At 42.1% G+C, this 17,078-nt stretch carries 19 protein-coding genes and 1 other RNA gene; 13 read left to right on the forward strand and 7 right to left on the reverse strand.

What is annotated here, in order from left to right; all coding sequences use genetic code 11:
- The first annotated feature begins 55 nt into the window (after positions 1–55).
- A complete protein-coding gene (locus tag NFS34_RS06890) occupies positions 56–1,015 on the forward strand; it encodes a catalase family protein (protein ID WP_251359204.1) in 960 nt (319 codons plus the stop codon).
- 864 nt (positions 1,016–1,879) lie between these two features.
- On the opposite strand, the gene NFS34_RS06895 is transcribed toward NFS34_RS06890, so the two are convergent.
- Positions 1,880–2,038 (reverse strand): hypothetical protein, encoded by a 159-nt coding sequence (locus tag NFS34_RS06895; protein WP_251359205.1) that lies wholly within the window; start codon positions 2,036–2,038, stop codon positions 1,880–1,882.
- Positions 2,039–2,366: 328 nt separating this feature from the next.
- Here NFS34_RS06895 and NFS34_RS06900 point away from each other — a divergent pair, with 328 nt between their 5' ends.
- On the forward strand, positions 2,367–3,008 hold the full coding sequence (locus NFS34_RS06900; RefSeq protein ID WP_251359206.1) for a hypothetical protein: 642 nt from the start codon (positions 2,367–2,369) through the stop codon (positions 3,006–3,008).
- Between the two features lie 50 nt (positions 3,009–3,058).
- Here the strand turns inward: NFS34_RS06900 and NFS34_RS11650 are convergent, their stop codons facing one another.
- Positions 3,059–3,304 (reverse strand): DUF6538 domain-containing protein, encoded by a 246-nt coding sequence (locus tag NFS34_RS11650; RefSeq protein WP_376707935.1) that lies wholly within the window; start codon positions 3,302–3,304, stop codon positions 3,059–3,061.
- Between the two features lie 116 nt (positions 3,305–3,420).
- Positions 3,421–3,769, reverse strand: a transfer-messenger RNA (tmRNA) gene (ssrA, locus tag NFS34_RS06905).
- 142 nt (positions 3,770–3,911) lie between these two features.
- Here ssrA and NFS34_RS06910 point away from each other — a divergent pair.
- From NFS34_RS06910 to NFS34_RS06920, 3 genes are read left to right on the forward strand one after another with little or no spacing between them, the layout of a single operon-like run.
- Positions 3,912–4,712 carry a PP2C family serine/threonine-protein phosphatase gene (locus tag NFS34_RS06910; RefSeq protein WP_251359207.1) on the forward strand — a complete coding sequence of 267 codons (801 nt, stop codon included), beginning with the start codon at positions 3,912–3,914 and terminating at the stop codon, positions 4,710–4,712.
- Between the two features lie 3 nt (positions 4,713–4,715).
- Positions 4,716–5,276 (forward strand): FHA domain-containing protein, encoded by a 561-nt coding sequence (locus NFS34_RS06915; RefSeq protein ID WP_251359208.1) that lies wholly within the window; start codon positions 4,716–4,718, stop codon positions 5,274–5,276.
- Between the two features lie 18 nt (positions 5,277–5,294).
- Entirely contained in the window at positions 5,295–7,025 is a 1,731-nt protein-coding gene (locus tag NFS34_RS06920; protein WP_251359209.1) for a serine/threonine-protein kinase, read from the forward strand.
- 5 nt (positions 7,026–7,030) lie between these two features.
- Here the strand turns inward: NFS34_RS06920 and NFS34_RS06925 are convergent, their stop codons facing one another.
- Positions 7,031–8,032 carry a LysM peptidoglycan-binding domain-containing protein gene (locus NFS34_RS06925; RefSeq protein WP_251359210.1) on the reverse strand — a complete coding sequence of 334 codons (1,002 nt, stop codon included), beginning with the start codon at positions 8,030–8,032 and terminating at the stop codon, positions 7,031–7,033.
- Positions 8,033–8,117: 85 nt separating this feature from the next.
- Positions 8,118–8,597, reverse strand: a complete 480-nt coding sequence (smpB, locus tag NFS34_RS06930; RefSeq protein WP_251359211.1) for an SsrA-binding protein SmpB — start codon at positions 8,595–8,597, stop codon at positions 8,118–8,120.
- Positions 8,598–8,712: 115 nt separating this feature from the next.
- On the opposite strand from smpB, the gene NFS34_RS06935 reads away from it, so the two are divergent.
- The 4 genes from NFS34_RS06935 to NFS34_RS06950 all read left to right on the forward strand — a co-directional run bounded on the left by NFS34_RS06935 (position 8,713) and on the right by NFS34_RS06950 (position 10,768).
- Complete coding sequence (locus tag NFS34_RS06935) at positions 8,713–9,150, forward strand: type II toxin-antitoxin system RatA family toxin (protein ID WP_285834454.1); 438 nt, start codon at positions 8,713–8,715, stop codon at positions 9,148–9,150.
- Positions 9,143–9,493: an RnfH family protein gene (locus NFS34_RS06940; protein WP_251359213.1), complete on the forward strand. Its 351-nt coding sequence runs from the start codon at positions 9,143–9,145 to the stop codon at positions 9,491–9,493. Before NFS34_RS06935 ends, NFS34_RS06940 begins: the two co-directional genes overlap by 8 nt.
- A 10-nt stretch (positions 9,494–9,503) precedes the next feature.
- Complete coding sequence (locus tag NFS34_RS06945) at positions 9,504–10,334, forward strand: 3-deoxy-D-manno-octulosonic acid transferase (protein WP_251359214.1); 831 nt, start codon at positions 9,504–9,506, stop codon at positions 10,332–10,334.
- 77 nt (positions 10,335–10,411) lie between these two features.
- Positions 10,412–10,768 (forward strand): 3-deoxy-D-manno-octulosonic acid transferase, encoded by a 357-nt coding sequence (locus NFS34_RS06950; protein WP_251359215.1) that lies wholly within the window; start codon positions 10,412–10,414, stop codon positions 10,766–10,768.
- 9 nt (positions 10,769–10,777) lie between these two features.
- Here NFS34_RS06950 and NFS34_RS06955 read toward each other — a convergent pair whose 3' ends face one another.
- Both NFS34_RS06955 and NFS34_RS06960 read right to left on the reverse strand, forming a co-directional pair.
- Complete coding sequence (locus NFS34_RS06955; RefSeq protein ID WP_251359216.1) at positions 10,778–12,193, reverse strand: TolC family outer membrane protein; 1,416 nt, start codon at positions 12,191–12,193, stop codon at positions 10,778–10,780.
- Between the two features lie 24 nt (positions 12,194–12,217).
- Entirely contained in the window at positions 12,218–12,889 is a 672-nt protein-coding gene (locus tag NFS34_RS06960; protein ID WP_251359217.1) for a protein-L-isoaspartate O-methyltransferase, read from the reverse strand.
- Between the two features lie 158 nt (positions 12,890–13,047).
- Here NFS34_RS06960 and NFS34_RS06965 point away from each other — a divergent pair, with 158 nt between their 5' ends.
- The 4 genes from NFS34_RS06965 (at position 13,048) to parE (ending at position 17,055) form a co-directional block, all read left to right on the forward strand.
- Complete coding sequence (locus tag NFS34_RS06965; protein ID WP_251359218.1) at positions 13,048–13,650, forward strand: NUDIX domain-containing protein; 603 nt, start codon at positions 13,048–13,050, stop codon at positions 13,648–13,650.
- A gap of 29 nt (positions 13,651–13,679) precedes the next feature.
- Complete coding sequence (locus NFS34_RS06970; RefSeq protein ID WP_251359219.1) at positions 13,680–14,138, forward strand: DUF1249 domain-containing protein; 459 nt, start codon at positions 13,680–13,682, stop codon at positions 14,136–14,138.
- Positions 14,139–14,186: 48 nt separating this feature from the next.
- The gene (gene cpdA / locus NFS34_RS06975; RefSeq protein WP_251359220.1) at positions 14,187–15,002 is read left to right on the forward strand and encodes a 3',5'-cyclic-AMP phosphodiesterase; all 816 of its coding nucleotides are present in this window, start codon (positions 14,187–14,189) and stop codon (positions 15,000–15,002) included.
- Between the two features lie 163 nt (positions 15,003–15,165).
- Positions 15,166–17,055: a DNA topoisomerase IV subunit B gene (parE, locus tag NFS34_RS06980; RefSeq protein ID WP_251359221.1), complete on the forward strand. Its 1,890-nt coding sequence runs from the start codon at positions 15,166–15,168 to the stop codon at positions 17,053–17,055.
- The last annotated feature ends 23 nt before the right edge of the window (positions 17,056–17,078 follow it).

Raw genomic sequence — 17,078 nt, forward strand, 5'->3', positions numbered from 1 at the left:
TGAACCTAACGAAGATGCGCTAATAAATTCCATCCGCTTGATCACCGAAGAGCGCATGCGCCGCAGTTATGGTGAAGGCGAAACTGTGCAAAGGGATGCACATGCCAAAACTCATGGTTTAGTAAAAGCTAAGTTTAAGGTAGTGGATGATTTGCCTGATGAGCTGCGATACGGCGTTTTTGCAGAGCCTAAAAGTTTTGATGCGGTAATCCGCTTTTCAGCCTCGAGTCAACTGGCTCAACCTGACACCGAAGCGCAGCCGCATGGTATGGCGATAAAATTGCTTGGGGTGGAAGGCAAGAAGTTGCTAAAGGGTATGGAAGATGCCAAGACGCAAGATTTTGTGATGATTAACTTTCCAACCTTTTTTGTCGCTGATCTTGAAACTTATATCGAAACGGAGCGAGTAGTTTCTGCGGCGAGCGCAGGAAAAACTGCTGATTTAGAAGGTGAGTTAAAAGTTTTCGCCAAAAAAAATCCTCAAGCTGTAACGATAGCAGAAAAGATGGCTGCGAATCCTTTTAATAATCCTTTTGAGGCTCAATACTGGAGTCAAACCCCTTATCGCTTAGGGCCAAATGCAATTAAGTTTTCGGCAAAGCCGATAACTGGCAGTAGTAATAAAAAACCTAAAGGAGAGTTAGGGCCACTCTATTTAAGGGAAGCAATGATCGATACGATTAGTAACAAAACGGTTAAGTTTGAATTTTTGGTACAGGTGCAAAAAGATCCTGACAAACAACCGATTGAAGATCCTACTGTTGAGTGGAAAGAGTCAGACACTAAACCGATAAGAGTGGCTATCATTGAAATTCCGGTTCAAGATATATCCAGTGATAAAAACTTAATGGTCGCGGAGCAGCTGTCATTTGCTGCTTGGCACTCTTTACCAGAGCATCGGCCGCTGGGTTCTATGAACCGAGCGCGGCGGGTAGTCTATGAAGGCGGCACCATCTTACGGCACAAGATGAATAAGATGGAAAGATCAGAACCTACGACAATGCCATCCTGGTAATCATTACTTTGATTTAAAAGTAAAAAAGACGCTCTAGGGCGTCTTTTTTGTGCTAAAACTATTTGGTGGAGGTGGCGGGATACCCTACCGCTCAACCTAAGTTCAAACAATTCAAGAGCTTAGGGAATGACCTAAAGTCGTTCTCGTAGATTTAGTACCAGTTATCGTACCAAAATCATGACAAATTAAAACACCAATTTGCAGGAATAACATAATGACAACTTTAACAACCACCTTGCGCTCACCTTTAGCATCACTTAAGAACATCGTAGAAACTGCTTACAACTCTAAGCCAGTTCAATTCGTCCTTCACAAGCTCAACATCGACTCATGCCTTTGGGTTGACCCTAAACATCCATCATCATCTTATTTTGGTAAGCGTGTCTGGAACTCTAACAGCACGAGTTACTTCATGGGTGACTTTGAGTTAATGGTAGGCAAGCTAAAGAAATAAGAACATCAGCAAGGACGCTATCATATGAAAAAAAGGACAGATGAAGAGAAGCTGTTAGTCGGCTCTATTGCCACTATTAAACTACTACAGAAACTTAAAGTCGAACTAGGTGGTGACATGACGTTAGACTCGGCTTTGAGTTTCATCATTATCGCTCGTTCAGAAGTCTGTAAGACGTTGCTCAGTAATCGTGAGTTCCTTTCTGAACTTCAACCCCGAACAAGTGTAAGTGATTTGAAGATATTTAGTGAGTTGTCTAAGACTAGCTTTAGGACAGACTTAGTGACACTTCAGGAGCTACCTAAAGACGACCTGTTCGAATACCTTAGCGTGGAATTGACTAGCAGAGGACGTAGAGTCGCTAAGCGGTTATTTAAGAAGGTTCTTAGGGTAGTCGGTAAGATTAAGGGTTAAATTGAAGGGTGATAATGACCGCCATAATTTACTTGCTTCTTACTGTTTAGTGCAACGTGCTCTGACACGATCAGAGCGAATACCACTAACTCCTGTAGGAATAACAGCAATGCCGACTCGATACCACCTGCAAGTAAAGCCTGAATAGTGGGCAACTCAACTCTTGTTTTGGCTGATAATTTCTTTTAATATGTTTCACGCCAGTTATGGCAATAATAATTTAATTAAGGAGAAATCAAATGGAAAAAGTCAACACCATTATAGCATCAGTTATCTTATTTCTTTCACTATTCATGGGAGGGGCGCAATTAGCTTATGCTCATGACGTTGTATCTGTTGAGTGTACTGAGTACCCGGGATACAGGGTATGTAAGGAATGTATTAACGGTAGTTGTACTTATGTATATTACTTAGAGCCTTAAATCGTTTAATATTAACTGATGGTTAGGGCTATTAATAAGTAGCCCTAATTTAGGAGATAACATGAAAAAAATAATTATAGGCTCTTTTATTGTAGTTGGGCTAGTGGGGGCTGCTTATTATTTTAGCAGTAATTCAAAAGCCACTTCTGTTACAAAAATCGAGCATATCGCCGAAGTACCTCAAGATCAAATTCAAGCTAATGTGGGTCGTTATGAAGATCAAAAATCTATTAAAAAAGACACGGTTAAGTCCGAAAGTAAACATGTAAAAGATGACCTGAAAGCTAAAAAAAGTGAACCAAAACTAGATAAAAATAAAATATATGAGGATGCCCTTAGATCTGTGGTAGATAAAGACTCTTTACAAGCGTCCCAAAACAAAGTTTTTATCCAGTATGAGAACGATATCGTTACTGCTGAAAGTGATGCAGTTAGAAATTTATTCTACGATAAAGTCTACAGCTCGGAGGCTTACGATTCGCTATTAGCTAAGAATATCAGATTTACGGATATAGCTTGTAAGAAGACTTTGTGTAAAGTTGACTTTGCGCTACCTAAAGATAGTGCAGTAACAGGATTCGAGATTCCAAGCACGTTAATAGACAACAACTTAATTAATTTAAGCCATGGCGCTAACTTTCACTCGGAAGAGTCGGATGGAGTTATTCATTTCTATATCGCAACTGAGGCAGTCAGCAATTAGTTTAATACTTTAGGTCAAAAAGACAGATTGTCCCAAGTGGATAAATAAATCTAGCAACAAGAGGCAACCGAAGATCCCTTTCGGTCACGCTGATTGTTTAACTGTTTGTCTAGTCCACTACACTTCTTCGTGAAGTAATAATACAGTGAGCCTTTAAGTATGGCTCTAGGTTTGTCGGTAGTCTTTAGTGAACGCTTGATTTCATTGCGTCCTAGTACCAAGCTAAGCTCCTTGCTTAGTGGCATCCTAAGGTAGAACTTATTGCCACGCTTTACGAGGTATTTATTTCCTTTCACTGGTTCTCCAGATAGGGGAGAACTCTTTAGATTTTAGTGGCTGACTGGCAGTTTAGTACCAGTTTTTAGTACCACTTTTGGTAGTATCTCCCTGAAACGCTTGAAAATACTTGACTTGGTGGAGGTGGCGGGATTTGAACCCGCGTCCGTGAATCCTCTGCTCAAGGCTCTACATGCTTAGTTCCATCTTTAATTTAATCTAGCTTGTGCCGATGGGCAGGCTTAGCTAGACGATCTCGAGGAAAGTTTCACAGTTGGCTGCCGAGCACAGTTACCTGCTAGTCCCTGTAATGACTGTCGAGCTCCTACCAAGAACGCTCAGAGGCGACAGTTAGCCGATTAAGCGGCTAAAGCGTAGTTGTCTTCGTTTGCAACTATAAAGTTTAGCTTTGATTTTACGAGATTCGCTAACATCTCGACATGCACCTAGAGGTTCGTAATCCACGTCGAATCCATATCACCCCCCAGAACGAAGAATTATAGGCTATATGTAGACCTTAGCAAGCTTTTTCAAGGACAGGGTCTTCAATTCTAAATTTCAAATTGTGCTTTGGTTAACATTTATAATAATTTCAAATGGATACACTCTGATTCCAACGGAGGTATGATGACGCATTCTAATATTTCAAAAATTGATTTTGCGATGCTTTCCCATCAGGGTATCGAGCGCGAAAATAACGATGATAAGGTATTCGCTTCTGCTGAAATGGGCTTATGGATCTTGTCAGATGGTGTCGGTGGTCTCGCTCAAGGGGAGCAAGCTAGCCAGTTTGTGGTGGATGAAGTCAGTAAGTCTATTGGTAAAGGTTTAAATCTCGATACAGCGGTTCATTCGGCTCACTCAGTGATTAAAGCTTATAATCGCCACGAAACCGAAGATCGTGGCGCTACAGTAGTAACTTTGCTCAACAAAGGTTTGAGCTATGATATTGCTTGGGTCGGTGATAGTCGTGCTTATTTGTGGAATTCGCAAAAACAGACCTTAAGTCAGCTAACCGAAGATCATACTTTGGTCCAAAAGCTGGTGAATGCGGGCTTGCTCAGCGTTGAAGATGCGAAAACTCATCCTAAGCGACATGTCATTACCCAGTGCTTAGGGATTGAGGATCAGCACCAACTCAATATTGGCTTACTACAGCGTAAGTGGAAGTTTGGCGAAACCATTTTAATGGTTAGTGATGGTCTTTACGATGAACTTAGTGATGCTGAGATCGGTGCTTGTTTAGCTAGCTCTAGCAATAACCAATCTAAAGCAGAACGCTTGATCGAATATGCATGTAAAAAAGGTGGAAAGGATAATCTATCATTAATCTTAATTAACTCGCCGGTCAAAGAGCCTGAGCTTAAAGCCGGTAGTGAAATGGCTAATAAATTCAGCGATTGGCTGAACATTTTTAGAAAGAGGTAGCGAATGTCTAACGATAAAAAATCCGAGCCAACCAATAATACTCACAAGCAAAAAGAATATCGCGAAGATAAAGCTGGGCCGCAAGGTACCTTGGTTTTTGATTCGGCAAAAGTGGATAAAATGATTGCTGAAGAAATCCAAAAGCAAGAAAACGATGGTACTAAAGTAGCTGCCTTAGTCGCGACCACTAAACCGCATATTGGTGAACAGTATATTTTGCAGCAAGGGAAAAATACTATTGGTCGTGGCAAAGGTAATACGGTTACCATTTATGATCCTGCCGCTTCTTCGGTGCATGCGCAAATTACCTTTCATGCTAACGAATGGAAAATTCTAAATTTACTATCTTCCAACGGCACCATTGTTAATGGCGAAAAAATTACCGACAGAACCTTATCCTTCGGCGATAAGATTTTGATTGGCCATACCGAGTTCTTATTTACCTTGGTCGATGAAAAGTCGGTTCAAGAAACGGTAGAAAAAACTCCCATCAATTGGTTCGCTTTGTCAGCTGCTGGGGTTGGTATTTTGGCAATTTTAATCGTGCTTTTTTTAGTCGCTTAGTATAACCATCGGCAACCTATGTCTCAGCTGACGCTAATTGGACGCTATAAAATCATCAAGGAACTTGGCCGTGGAGCCATGTCGGTGGTGTATCAGGCTGAAGATCCGGATATTGGCCGAATGTTGGCTATTAAGCTACTAAAGCACGAATTAATTGAACAAGAAGATTATCAAGAGCTTTTTGTCAGCGAAGCTAAATCTGCGGGGCGTTTAAGTCACCCTTCGATTGTGACCATCTATGATACTGGAATTTGGAATGGGCGTCCTTTTATCGCTATGGAGTTGCTGCAGGGGGTTACCCTCGATCAATATTTATTCGATAAAGGCGTTCTCGATCTAAACGAACTGCTTATTCTTGCACGTAAATTGGCCAGCGCATTGGATTATGCGCATCGTCAAGGAGTGATTCACCGAGATCTCAAGCCGGAGAATATTTTTGTTCTAAACGATGGGGCAGAATTTAAAATAACCGATTTTGGGATCGCCAAAGTAGAAAGTGGCTATTTGGAAGAGCAAAAGGCCGCAGCCAATGAGTCTGATCGTGATGATAAAATCATGGGTACTCCAGCATATATGTCGCCAGAGCAAATTACCGGTCATGGAGTTGATGCCAAAACTGATTTTTATTCTTTGGGTGTAATTCTATACCAAGCCTCTAAAGGTGAGTTGCCTTTTAAAGCGGTTAACTATGCCGCTATGTTGCAAGCAGTGTTGCAGCAAAACCCCGAATCACTGAATCTATCTAGCGAAGAAGGTTTGGTTTGGCAGAGTATCGTGTTTCGGCTTCTGCAAAAAAATCCTGATCTGCGTTATGACTCTGCAATCACTTTGATTGATGAGCTGGATAAACTTGAAAGAGAGTATCAGGAAAATCAGAAGGGTCTGGCGGCAGTTAAATTTGTTTCTTTAGGCACTAAATGGTCATTATTACTCAGTGCTTTGGTTTTTGTGGTCATGATTTTAGGGATGTTCTGGGTCTATAAGAAACAAACCAACTTGATGGAACAATTGATGTTTGATTATGGCTTTTCGGTTACAGAGATTGTTAACAATGAAACTGCAGAGCCCTTGTTATTGGATGAGGACTTAACCTTACAGTCGATCGTTAATAAAATAGCCAGTAACAATCAAATTTTAGCCCTCAGCATTCGCGATAAATCGGATCGCGTGATAGCTTCTAATCAAGTGTCAGAGCTTAAAAAGGTATTTCAGCAATCCTCGCAGCAGAAAGTCGAAGCGCGTTTGCAAGGCGATATTTATCTCGATGAAAATTCTTTTAAAGAGTTAGCTTACCGCTTTGATAGTCCAATTATTTATCAGAACAAAGAAGTTGGCCGAGTTAATTTAGCCTTGAGTCAAAGTAATTTGCAACAGACAACAAACTCGTCCTTAATGACGATGATTGTTTGGATGTTTCTGATTTTGCTTGCCGTGTTTCTTGGTATTTATTGGTTGGTAAAACGCTTTGTTAAAAGGATCAATGCTAGCAGGCAGCGCCTTCATGATATTCGGGTTTATGGTCAAGCCGAAGCCATTAGCATTGCCCAGCATGATGAAATAGGGCGTATGGAGCAGGAAGTAAATCTATTGTCACAAAAGATAGCCGGCTTAACTCGAACTCAGCGTATTACGCTAGTGGATTTGGAAGCGGATATTAGTGCTGAACTACAAGCAAATCGAGATTTGGATAAAACTTTAGTGATCGGCGCAAAAAGTAAAAAACACAAAAATAGTAAAGAATCATCATAGTCTATTTAAAGAGCGTTCAATTTCTTCTTAAGGTTTACCACTCGATCTTTATAAACCAAAGCCAAATCATCATTGGGTTTTATTAATAGAATTTGATCCCAAATTTTTTCTGCTTGATCGAGCTCCTGATTGCGGTAGTGTTTGAGTGCTGTTTGGTGCATTTGCTCAGAAACTTGCGCCCGGCTGTTGATAAAGCGAGTTGATTGTAGCGCATAACCCGTATCTAGCTGATAAGCTTTTTGTAAGGCAGAATAAGCCTGAGGATACTCAGATTTAGCGAGATATGCCTGCGCTTGTTGAGATAGCTGCTCTGACTCCAATTGCGTTTTAAGTCGTTTGAGCTCTTGAGTATTGGCTCGGGATAGTTTTTTACTGACCGTTAATCCATCAATTAGCAGTATGCCTTCGGAATAGTTACCTTGCTGCTTTTCAATTGCCACTTGTTGTTTGCTGGCGAGCATTAGCTTTTGCTGTAAGCCTTGATCGCGGGATAAGTTTGGATGAGACATGGCCCAATCGATAGCTTGATTGTATTTTTTCTCATCAATAAGTTGATCGAGCGCAGCATAATTTCGGATCAAGGGCTTATTTAACCCAGTAACGGCACTGTTGGTCGCGCGGGTTTTACGCTCAATTGCGGAGTTAGCATCTTGCGTTCCGAGATCTGAGTTAGGCGGCAGTCTAAGTACCTGACCAACCTCTAAAGGTGTGCTCATATCCAGTCCGTTGAAGTCGGCCAATTGTCGATAATATTGACTAGAACCAAGTGTTTTTTGGGCAATTTTACCTAAAGTATCGCCAGCAACAACCTGATAAGTACGCACAACCGGTTTGACTTTCGGCGCAGCTTCAGTGACTTTTGGCTTTTTCCGAGTCTCTACCGCATCAATTATCGCAACAGCTTCTTGGCTGCGATCTTCTACGAAAGTGCAGCCCGATAGTACGGTAAAGGCGAGCAACAGTAGCGTCTGTTTAAGCGGTTTTGGTGTCGAAAATAAGAGCTTCAATCTATTTAGGCTAATTCAAAGAGTGGTTAATAGCTAATTCTAACAGCATTAATGGAAAAGCCACAACTAACAAATGCTCGTTAGTTTATTGGATATTGCGTTTCAATAGTCGTTCTTTTGATTTATTCCATTCACGATCTTTTTCCGTGGCACGCTTGTCGTGTAGCTTCTTACCTTTTGCCAGCCCGATTTCCAGCTTAACCCGGTTGGATTTCCAGTAAAGGCCTAGCGAAACAACGGTATAGCCCTGTTGTTCACGACCGCGAAACAACTGTGCCAGCTCACGGTCATGCAATAACAACTTGCGGCTGCGCAGTGGATCGGCAATCACGTGGGTTGAGGCAGTCAGTAATGGTGAAATATGACAACCGAACAGCCATGCTTCGCCATCTTTTAACAAGACATAAGACTCAGCAAGGTTGGCTTTGCCAGCTCTTAAGCTCTTAACTTCCCAGCCTTGTAATACCAAACCTGCTTCGAAAGTTTGTTCAATAAAATAGTCGTGGCGAGCACGTTTGTTTAAAGCAATGGTGTTGGAATTAGGCTTATTTTTCTTTTTGGCCAAGAGTGACTCCGAGTGGTTGCGATATTAAGATTTTATAATGCAAACCGAATTATAGCATTCGGAAACTGCCTGATGCTACAATTGACCGCAGTATCAATAATCTTCTTTGCCATAAGTGAAAACAATAAACCGAGAGGCGATAGTGCCTTACAGTTGTGAGCAGATGTTTAATCTGGTTGATGATATCGAAGCTTACCCTGAATTTTTACCCTATTGCGGTGGCTCTGAGTTGATTTCTCGTGAAGGAGATAAGCTTGTGGCAAGTTTAACCGTTGCTAAGGGCAGCTTTGAACAGGCATTCGTTACAGAAAATAGCAACAGCCCTTTTCGATCGATCGAAATGCGATTAGTAGAAGGGCCTTTTAAGTTTCTGAATGGCTTGTGGACCTTTACCCCCTTGTCTGAAAATGCTTCTAAAATTGAGTTAAGCGTTGAGTTTGAATTTTCTAATAAATTGTTAGGACTTGCTTTTGGCAAAATATTCAGTCAACTAGCGGAAAGCTTTGTCGATGCCTTTACCCAAAGAGCAAAGCAGGTTTATGTTAATGTCTGAGCAAATCCCTATGACTGACAACAGTGACAAGACTTCAAACTTAAAAGTTACTAATATCAAGGTGGAAGTAGCTTATGCTTTGCCGGATAAGCAAACTTTGCTGACAACACAGGCAACCAGTGAAGATACTATTGAGCAGGTCATTAAAACCTCGGGGATTTTAGAGATTTGTCCGGAGATTGACCTAACTACTAGTCGGGTCGGTATTTTTAGCAAGCTGGCAAAACTTAGCGATACTCTACACGATGGTGATAGAATTGAGATTTATCGACCGTTAATTATTGATCCCAAAGAAGTCCGTAAGCAAAGGGCGCTTAAAGCCAAAGAAAATAAAAACAAATAAGGATTTTTCATTGATAAGGATTCTATACACACTACTTTATTACTTACTGTCGCCGTTGATGTGTGTGCGTTGGTTTATTAAGAGCTTGCGTCCGCCTCAGTACCGCGAACCCTTTAGACAAAGGTTTGGTTTCGTTACATTTGAGCAAACGTTTGATATTTGGATCCATGCCGTGTCGGTAGGCGAAACTAGTGGTGCTATTTCGCTAATTAATCGCTTATTGGCAAATCAAGCAGACTTAAAAATTTTGGTTACTACCACCACCCCAACAGGAGCTAAGTTATTACATGAATCTGTAGGGCATAAGGTAAGTCATTGCTACTCGCCTTGTGATTTGCCAGGAACTATCAAGCGCTTTATTGGACGAATTAAGCCAAAATTAGTGATCATTATGGAAACGGAGCTATGGCCTAATTGGATCAACTATATTTCGAGCAAAAAAACACCTATTATTTTAGCCAATGCACGACTTTCGGAGACTTCCAAGCAAAAATATTTATGGTTTTCGCAAACCAGTGGTTGGATGCTGAATCAGATACAGCAAATTTTGGCGGTTAACGAAGCCGATGCCAAGCGTTTTGAACAACTGGGCGTTGATAAGAAACGTTTGAAGGTCGTGGGTAATCTAAAATTTGATGCGGAGTTTAGCTGCAACGGTGATGGCTATTTTAGTCACTGGACCTCGAGTGATTATATCTGGATTGCGGCCAGTACTCATCAAGGCGAGGATGAAATTATTTTACAGGCTCACCAGCAGCTTTTACAGCAGGTAGCTTCTGCTAAGTTAGTGTTGGTTCCTCGGCATCCTGAGCGCTTCCAGAGTGTAGAAAAAAGATTCTAGAAGCAGGCTTTTCCTATTCAAAACGCTCTGATCCAAGTGGCTGGAAACCGCAAGCGCAGGTGTTATTGGGCGATACCATGGGCGAGCTGTTAAAGGCTTATCAATTGGCGGATGTGGCTTTTATTGGTGGAAGCCTAGTCGATATTGGTGGGCATAATGCAATTGAAGCGGCTTATTTTTCAAAGCCAATCATTACTGGACCTTATATTAAGAATTTTCAATATTTATTTGATGCTTTGATTGAAAAGCAAGCGGCGGTAGTGGTTAAGGACAATCAAGCCTTGGTGCAGCAATTAATTGCCTGGCATAAGGATCCACAAGAATTATCGAAAGTAGGGTGCAACGCCAAAACCTTTATTGAAAATAACAAAGGTGCTTTAGATAAAATGGTTGCTATTATCGAAAGCACCTTGTTATCAGAAGCTAACCATTAACCTCTTGCGCTAATACTTTAGCAGTAACTGGTTAATGGTTTCTAAATCCTGCTCAGTCAGGGTTCCAGCTGCTAGTTTTAGGTTAACCCCATTAATCAAATAATCGTATTTGGCGCGAGTTAGGTTTCGGCGTGCATTGTAATAACTTCGAGTCGCAGTGAGTACGTCAATGATATTACGGATACCCGCTTGATAGCCCTCTTGAGTTGCGTCCAATGAGCTTCTGTTGGATTCAAGGCTACGTTTATAGGCCCTGAATGAGGCAATTGCAGACTCTAACGCAGTAAAGGCATTGCGCGCTGATGCTTGCACTTGACGCGCAGTTTGCTCATGTTGATGGCTAGAGCTTAGGTAATTTTGTCGCGCTTGCTCGGTTTGAGCGCTGGTTCTGAAGCCTGTAAAAATGGGGACTGATAAGGTGATTCCCGCATTATAACCGTCAGATTCGCTGTTGGTTCTAGAGGTTGAACTGCCGCCGCCGTCGATACTTAATCTATTATTATCCGAATCATTATCTGAGTAAGACAGGTTAAGATCCAAAGAGGGGTAGTGGCCGCTTCTATTACGTTCGATTTCTTTCTTTGCAACTTTGACATTCATTTGTTGCGCTCTTAAGCTCAAATTTTCTTGTGCAGCGACCCGAGTCCAGTCATCAATATTGTTCGGCATTGGCTCCTTAAGGTCTACTTCGTCACCTAAACCTTCAAGCTGTACATAATAATTATTAGTTAATTGACGCAGTGACTCTTTAGCAATGGATAGGGTGTTTTTTATGGTTACTTCATTGGCTACAGATTGATCGTAATTTGCTTGCGCATTAAGAAAATCGGTAGCGTTAGCAAGGCCAGATTCATACTGTTCGCGAATAAAATCCAGCTGCTTTCCTAATGTCTCAAGCTCTGCTTGGGTAGTAGTTAAGTTTTCTTCGGCAGACAAGACATTAAAGTAAGCCTGCACAGAACGGCTCATCAAATCTTGTAAGTTGGCACCATGGGTTAGCTCTGATGCTCTTACTCTAAGCTCTGCTTGATCCAGTGCAACCCAATTACCCCAATTAAATAGGGATTGGTTAAGCTGTACCCGGTAATTGGTGGTGTAATTAACGTCATTATCAAATCCTGATTGTATGCCATCAAGCACCGCTGCGCCGCTGATCACCGTATCACGATCATTGTCACTTTTGGAACGAGAAGCGCTGCCACTAATTTGTGGTAAAAGGCTCGAGCGGCTGATGCTTACACCTTGCTCGCTAGCACGCAAATTAGCAGCGCTGATTTTGTATTGGGTATCGTTTTGTAAGGCTTGACGATAAATGTTTAGCAAGTCAGTTTTGCCTGCGTTAGATAAGCTCACCGTTTCAGCACCAGCTGCAAAATTAGAGCTAAAAGCTAGGCTTAGCGACAAGGCTATCAAATGTTTTTTCATTGTTTTTTCTCTTTTATGTCTTTACTAAAAAATAAATTTTTCAGGCTTTTTGGCATTAATTAATAATTCAATATCCGACTCGAATAAATTTTCTTCAAGCCACTTATCTTCGCTTACCCGAGTAATTAACTTGGCCTGCATGGCTGGCGTTTGCCCTTGAAAGCAAAACAGTCGCCCGCCAATCGCCAGAGATTTTTTAAAGCTGATTGGTAGCTCAAAAAAACCGCCGCAAATAGCAATCGCATCATATGGCCCATAATGAGGCCAACCATTCGACGCATCGCCTTCTTCAAACTCTATATTGGTCAACCCCAAGTCTTCGTTGAGGTTTTTTGCTTGTTCTAAATAATCAGCAATAATGTCTACGCTGTAAACTTTATGGCTTAAATTTGCCAAAAGAGCGCTCACAAAGCCGCTGCCGCTACCCACCTCCAATACCAGATCACTCGGTTGGACTTTTAGCGCCTGCAACATCCGCGCCTCTTCGCGCGGCGGCATCATATACTGGTTTTGACTTAAAGGAATCCGGCAATCAGAATAAGCTAATTGCTCATAATCCTTAGGTACGAATTGATGGCGAGGCATAGCCGCAAATAAATCCAATACAGTATTATCAAACATCTGCCAAGGCCGAATTTGTTGTTCCACCATATTCATTCGTGCTTGTTCAGGATTAAACTGATTGAGGTTTTGCATGCTATCTCCTTCTCCAGCGTTTAGAATAAAAGTTATTGATATTTCAAACAATACGCGAAGTGTAACAGATTATGAAGGCTCTGATAAAAGCGATATAAATATTGGCATTTACAGAGGCAAAATCAGCACTTAATCCAGCAAAAACAAAGAGATAGCTCGTGAAAACACCTTTTAGCAAGCAGCAAGTGAAAATTAAACAAGAAACCAGTCTTTATAGCGGTTTTATGAGTTTGAAAAAGCTGTGCTTTGATCATTTGAAGTACAGCGGTGATTGGCAACATTCGGTACAAAGAGAAATATTAGTCCGAGATGACGCTGTAGGGGTGTTACTGTATGACCCTAAATTACAGGAATTTGTCATGGTTGAACAGCTGCGGATCGGCGCTTTACATGATCCCGTATCGCCTTGGTTGCTCGAAGTTGTGGCCGGGATGGTTGAATCTGGCGAGGATTATCAGCAAGTAGCTGAACGTGAGTCGCTCGAAGAAGCTGGAGCTACTATCAAAAAAATGATCCCAATTGTCGATTATTGGGTCAGTCCCGGCGGCTCAACGGAGCGGGTGGCCTTGTTTTTAGCGCTCACTGATGCGCACAAGGTGGCTGAATTTGCCGGTTTAGAAACCGAGCACGAAGACATTAAAGTACACCGCATTGACAAGCAAAAACTCTTGCAAATGTTACGCCAAGGGCGTATTAATAATGCGATGGCTCTGATTGCAGTGCAATGGTTTTTCTTAAATGAATCAGAGTTACACTTATAATTTGGCAACTGGATTCGTTTTATTAAATGATGGCGCAAAGAAAAAAATATCAACCTAATCTCAAAGCTTTTATGGCCTTGTGCGCCTCGAATTATGCCAAAATGTGTCAACTGTTGCCGAACAAAGATGCGCAATTGGCCGAAGATTTTAGTGCTAGGATTAGAATTGCCCAACAGCCGGATTTATTGATCAAGTTGGTGCAACAAAGTCGCCATACCCAAACGTTTCAGTTACAACAAGCCGATTCGGTAAAAGTATTGGCAAGAAACTTTTACGTACGGCTGTATCATGATGCGCAAATGGCGGAAATACTCTCTGGCGTGAGTGATTCTATGTTGCCGCCCGTGTATCCAGTGCCTAATGCACAAATGAAACAGGCCGATGAAAAGCTACAATTAAACCGTTTTTTAGGCGAATGGCTAAGCTTTTGCCTTGAGAATGGACAAGCAACTGGCCATAATAAGACCGATTTGGCATTTTTGTGCTAAAAATTAGTGAATAATGATAACGTTTTGAAAATCAAGTAGTTATTGCTTTTGACAACAGCCTTTTTACATTCTGCTAGCGCAACTTTTAACCTAATTCAGATCTCAGATCCGCACTTGTTTGCCGATCCTGAGGGCTGCTTATTAGGGGTCAATACGCGCCAGAGCTTTTTGGCCATCTTGGGTCTCATCCAACAGCAAGAAAGTTCAATCGATGCGATTGTGGTAACCGGCGATATATCACAAGATTATTCGGTAGAGTCCTATCAGTTTTTCGCCCAACAGATGGAGCAATTTGCTTGTCCTGTTTTATGTTTGGCGGGTAATCATGACGAGCAGGAGCTACTGGAGCAAATTCTTTCTCAGAAGAACATTTCCACTCAAAAACAATTTAGCAGCAGCTATTGGCAGCTATTATTAGCGCATAGCCAAGTTAAAGGTGAAGTTTTTGGTTATATCGATGAAACCGAAATGCAGTGGTTGGCGCAGCAAGTTGCTAGCGAGCAAAAACCCACTCTAGTCTTCACTCATCATCATCCGGTTTATTCCAAGACGGATTGGATCGATGTCTTGGGGATTAAAAATTGCGAAGCTTTTACTGAGTTCTTAGCGAGCCAACAACAAATTAAGGCCTGTGGTTTTGGTCATATTCATCAAGAGCTACACATAACCCAAGGTGGGGTGGACTATTATGGCGTACCTTCTACTTGTATTCAGTTTAAAAAAGAGGCGACTGAATTTGCCGTTAGTGAGGAGATGCCCGGTTATCGACGCTTTTGTTGCTATCCTAATGGACGCTTTGAGACTCAAGTAGAGCGCTTGCAAGAGTTTGAATTAAGCCTCGATCATGCTGCGGGCGGTTACTAAAGCGGATTCTGCCGCTATCACTAAAATTCCCAATATTTTACTTGCACTTGCGGATCGAGCTTTATAGGATAAGTAGCCGTGGGAAGCGCAATCGAACGCGCTTTAAGCCTACTGACTGAAACAATAATAATCCCCATACTTATTATTTTTAGACCTAAAATTTATGTCGAATCAGCAATATAATGCAGAAGCGATCGAGGTTTTAAGTGGCCTCGAACCCGTTAAAAAACGTCCAGGTATGTACACGGACACCAGCCGCCCCAACCATCTAGCACAAGAAGTTATCGATAACAGTGTGGACGAAGCCTTAGCCGGTCATGCGCGCACGGTGCAGGTGATTTTGCATAAAGACGATTCACTTGAAGTGCTGGATGATGGTCGCGGGATGCCTGTGGATATTCATCCCGAAGAAGGTATTCCCGGAGTGGAGCTGATCTTAAGTAAACTCCACGCCGGCGGTAAATTCTCGAATAAAAACTATCAATTTTCAGGCGGTTTGCACGGCGTTGGGATCTCGGTGGTCAATGCCTTATCCAAACGAGTGGAAGTCACGGTCAAGCGCGATGGTAAGCAATACGCAATGGCCTTTGAAGACGGCTTTAAGAAAACAGATTTAGAAGTTACTGGCGAGGTAGGTAAACGCAATACCGGCACTTCGGTCAAGTTTTGGCCCGATCCTCAGTATTTCGATTCGGATAAATTTTCTGTTTCACGCTTACTGCATTTATTAAAAGCCAAAGCGATTTTGTGTCCAGGCTTAAAAGTCATTTTCGATAACAAGAAGAAAGGCGAAAAGGAAGAGTGGCTGTATGAAGATGGATTAACCGCTTATTTGTTGGAAACTGCGGGTGGCTTTGAAAAGTTACCGGATGAGCCTTTTACCGGCTCTATGCAAGGTGAGTCCGAAGCGGTGGATTGGGCCTTTATGTGGTTGCCTGAAGGCGGTGATTGTTTGGCTGAATCTTATGTTAACTTGATCCCCACAGCGCAAGGTGGCACGCACGTTAATGGTTTAAGGAATGGCGTGATCGATGCCATGCGGGAATTTTGTGAGTTCCGAAATTTGTTACCTCGCGGAGTCAAACTCACTGCGGATGATATGTGGGAGCGCATATCTTATGTCTTGTCAGTGAAGCTTGACGACCCCCAGTTTTCTGGCCAAACCAAAGAAAGACTGTCATCGCGCCAGTGTGCTACTTTTGTTGCTGGGGTAGTCAAAGATGCCTTTAGTTTATGGCTTAATCAGAATCCAACCGTTGGTGACTTACTGGCTGAACGAGCTATTGCTAATGCTCATAAGCGGATGCGGGCTGGTAAAAAAGTAGCGCGTAAAAAAGTCACTCAAGGTCCTGCGCTTCCGGGAAAACTCGCTGATTGTGTCGGCCAAGATGCGATGGCCAGTGAGCTGTTTTTGGTGGAGGGGGATTCCGCGGGCGGTTCGGCTAAGCAAGCGCGAGATAAAGAATTTCAGGCCATCATGCCACTGCGAGGAAAAATCTTAAATACTTGGGAAGTGGATTCGACACAGATTCTAGCTTCGCAAGAAGTACACGATATTTCGGTGGCGATTGGTCTTGATCCTAATTCCGATGATTTATCCAAGTTACGTTACGGTAAAATTTGTATTTTGGCTGATGCCGACTCGGACGGGTTGCACATTGCAACCTTACTTTGCGCCTTATTTTTAAGACATTTTAGACCTTTGGTTAGAGCTGGTCATGTGTATGTGGCGATGCCACCTTTGTATCGAATTGATATTGGTAAAGACGTTTATTATGCGTTGGATGAAGGTGAAAAAGAAGGCGTCTTGGATCTGATTAAGGCTGAGAAAAAACGTGGCAAGGTGCAAATTCAACGCTTTAAAGGTTTGGGTGAAATGAACCCTAAGCAGCTACGGGAAACTACCATGGCGCAAGAAACACGACGCCTAGTACAGCTGACGATTGATGGTGGCGATAACTCTGAAAAAATGATGGATATGTTATTGTCTAAAAAGCGGGCAGCCGATCGTAAAAACTGGTTAGAAAAAGAAGGCAATAAAGCGGACTTCTAAGCCAGTGGATAGTTAAGAGTAAA

It is taken from the genome of Kangiella sp. TOML190 (assembly GCF_023706045.1).
Lineage (GTDB): Bacteria > Pseudomonadota > Gammaproteobacteria > Enterobacterales > Kangiellaceae > Kangiella.

What these genes read in the sequence shown, in the direction of transcription:
- NFS34_RS06890 (WP_251359204.1), top strand. Translation starts at nt 56, where the DNA reads ATGCGCCGCAGTTATGGTGAAGGCGAAACTGTGCAAAGGGATGCACAT.
- NFS34_RS06900 (WP_251359206.1), top strand. Translation starts at nt 2,367, where the DNA reads ATGAAAAAAATAATTATAGGCTCTTTTATTGTAGTTGGGCTAGTGGGG.
- NFS34_RS06910 (WP_251359207.1), top strand. Translation starts at nt 3,912, where the DNA reads ATGACGCATTCTAATATTTCAAAAATTGATTTTGCGATGCTTTCCCAT.
- NFS34_RS06915 (WP_251359208.1), top strand. Translation starts at nt 4,716, where the DNA reads ATGTCTAACGATAAAAAATCCGAGCCAACCAATAATACTCACAAGCAA.
- NFS34_RS06920 (WP_251359209.1), top strand. Translation starts at nt 5,295, where the DNA reads ATGTCTCAGCTGACGCTAATTGGACGCTATAAAATCATCAAGGAACTT.
- NFS34_RS06940 (WP_251359213.1), top strand. Translation starts at nt 9,143, where the DNA reads ATGTCTGAGCAAATCCCTATGACTGACAACAGTGACAAGACTTCAAAC.
- NFS34_RS06950 (WP_251359215.1), top strand. Translation starts at nt 10,412, where the DNA reads ATGGGCGAGCTGTTAAAGGCTTATCAATTGGCGGATGTGGCTTTTATT.
- NFS34_RS06955 (WP_251359216.1), bottom strand. Translation starts at nt 12,193, where the DNA reads ATGAAAAAACATTTGATAGCCTTGTCGCTAAGCCTAGCTTTTAGCTCT.
- NFS34_RS06960 (WP_251359217.1), bottom strand. Translation starts at nt 12,889, where the DNA reads ATGCAAAACCTCAATCAGTTTAATCCTGAACAAGCACGAATGAATATG.
- NFS34_RS06970 (WP_251359219.1), top strand. Translation starts at nt 13,680, where the DNA reads ATGGCGCAAAGAAAAAAATATCAACCTAATCTCAAAGCTTTTATGGCC.
- parE (WP_251359221.1), top strand. Translation starts at nt 15,166, where the DNA reads ATGTCGAATCAGCAATATAATGCAGAAGCGATCGAGGTTTTAAGTGGC.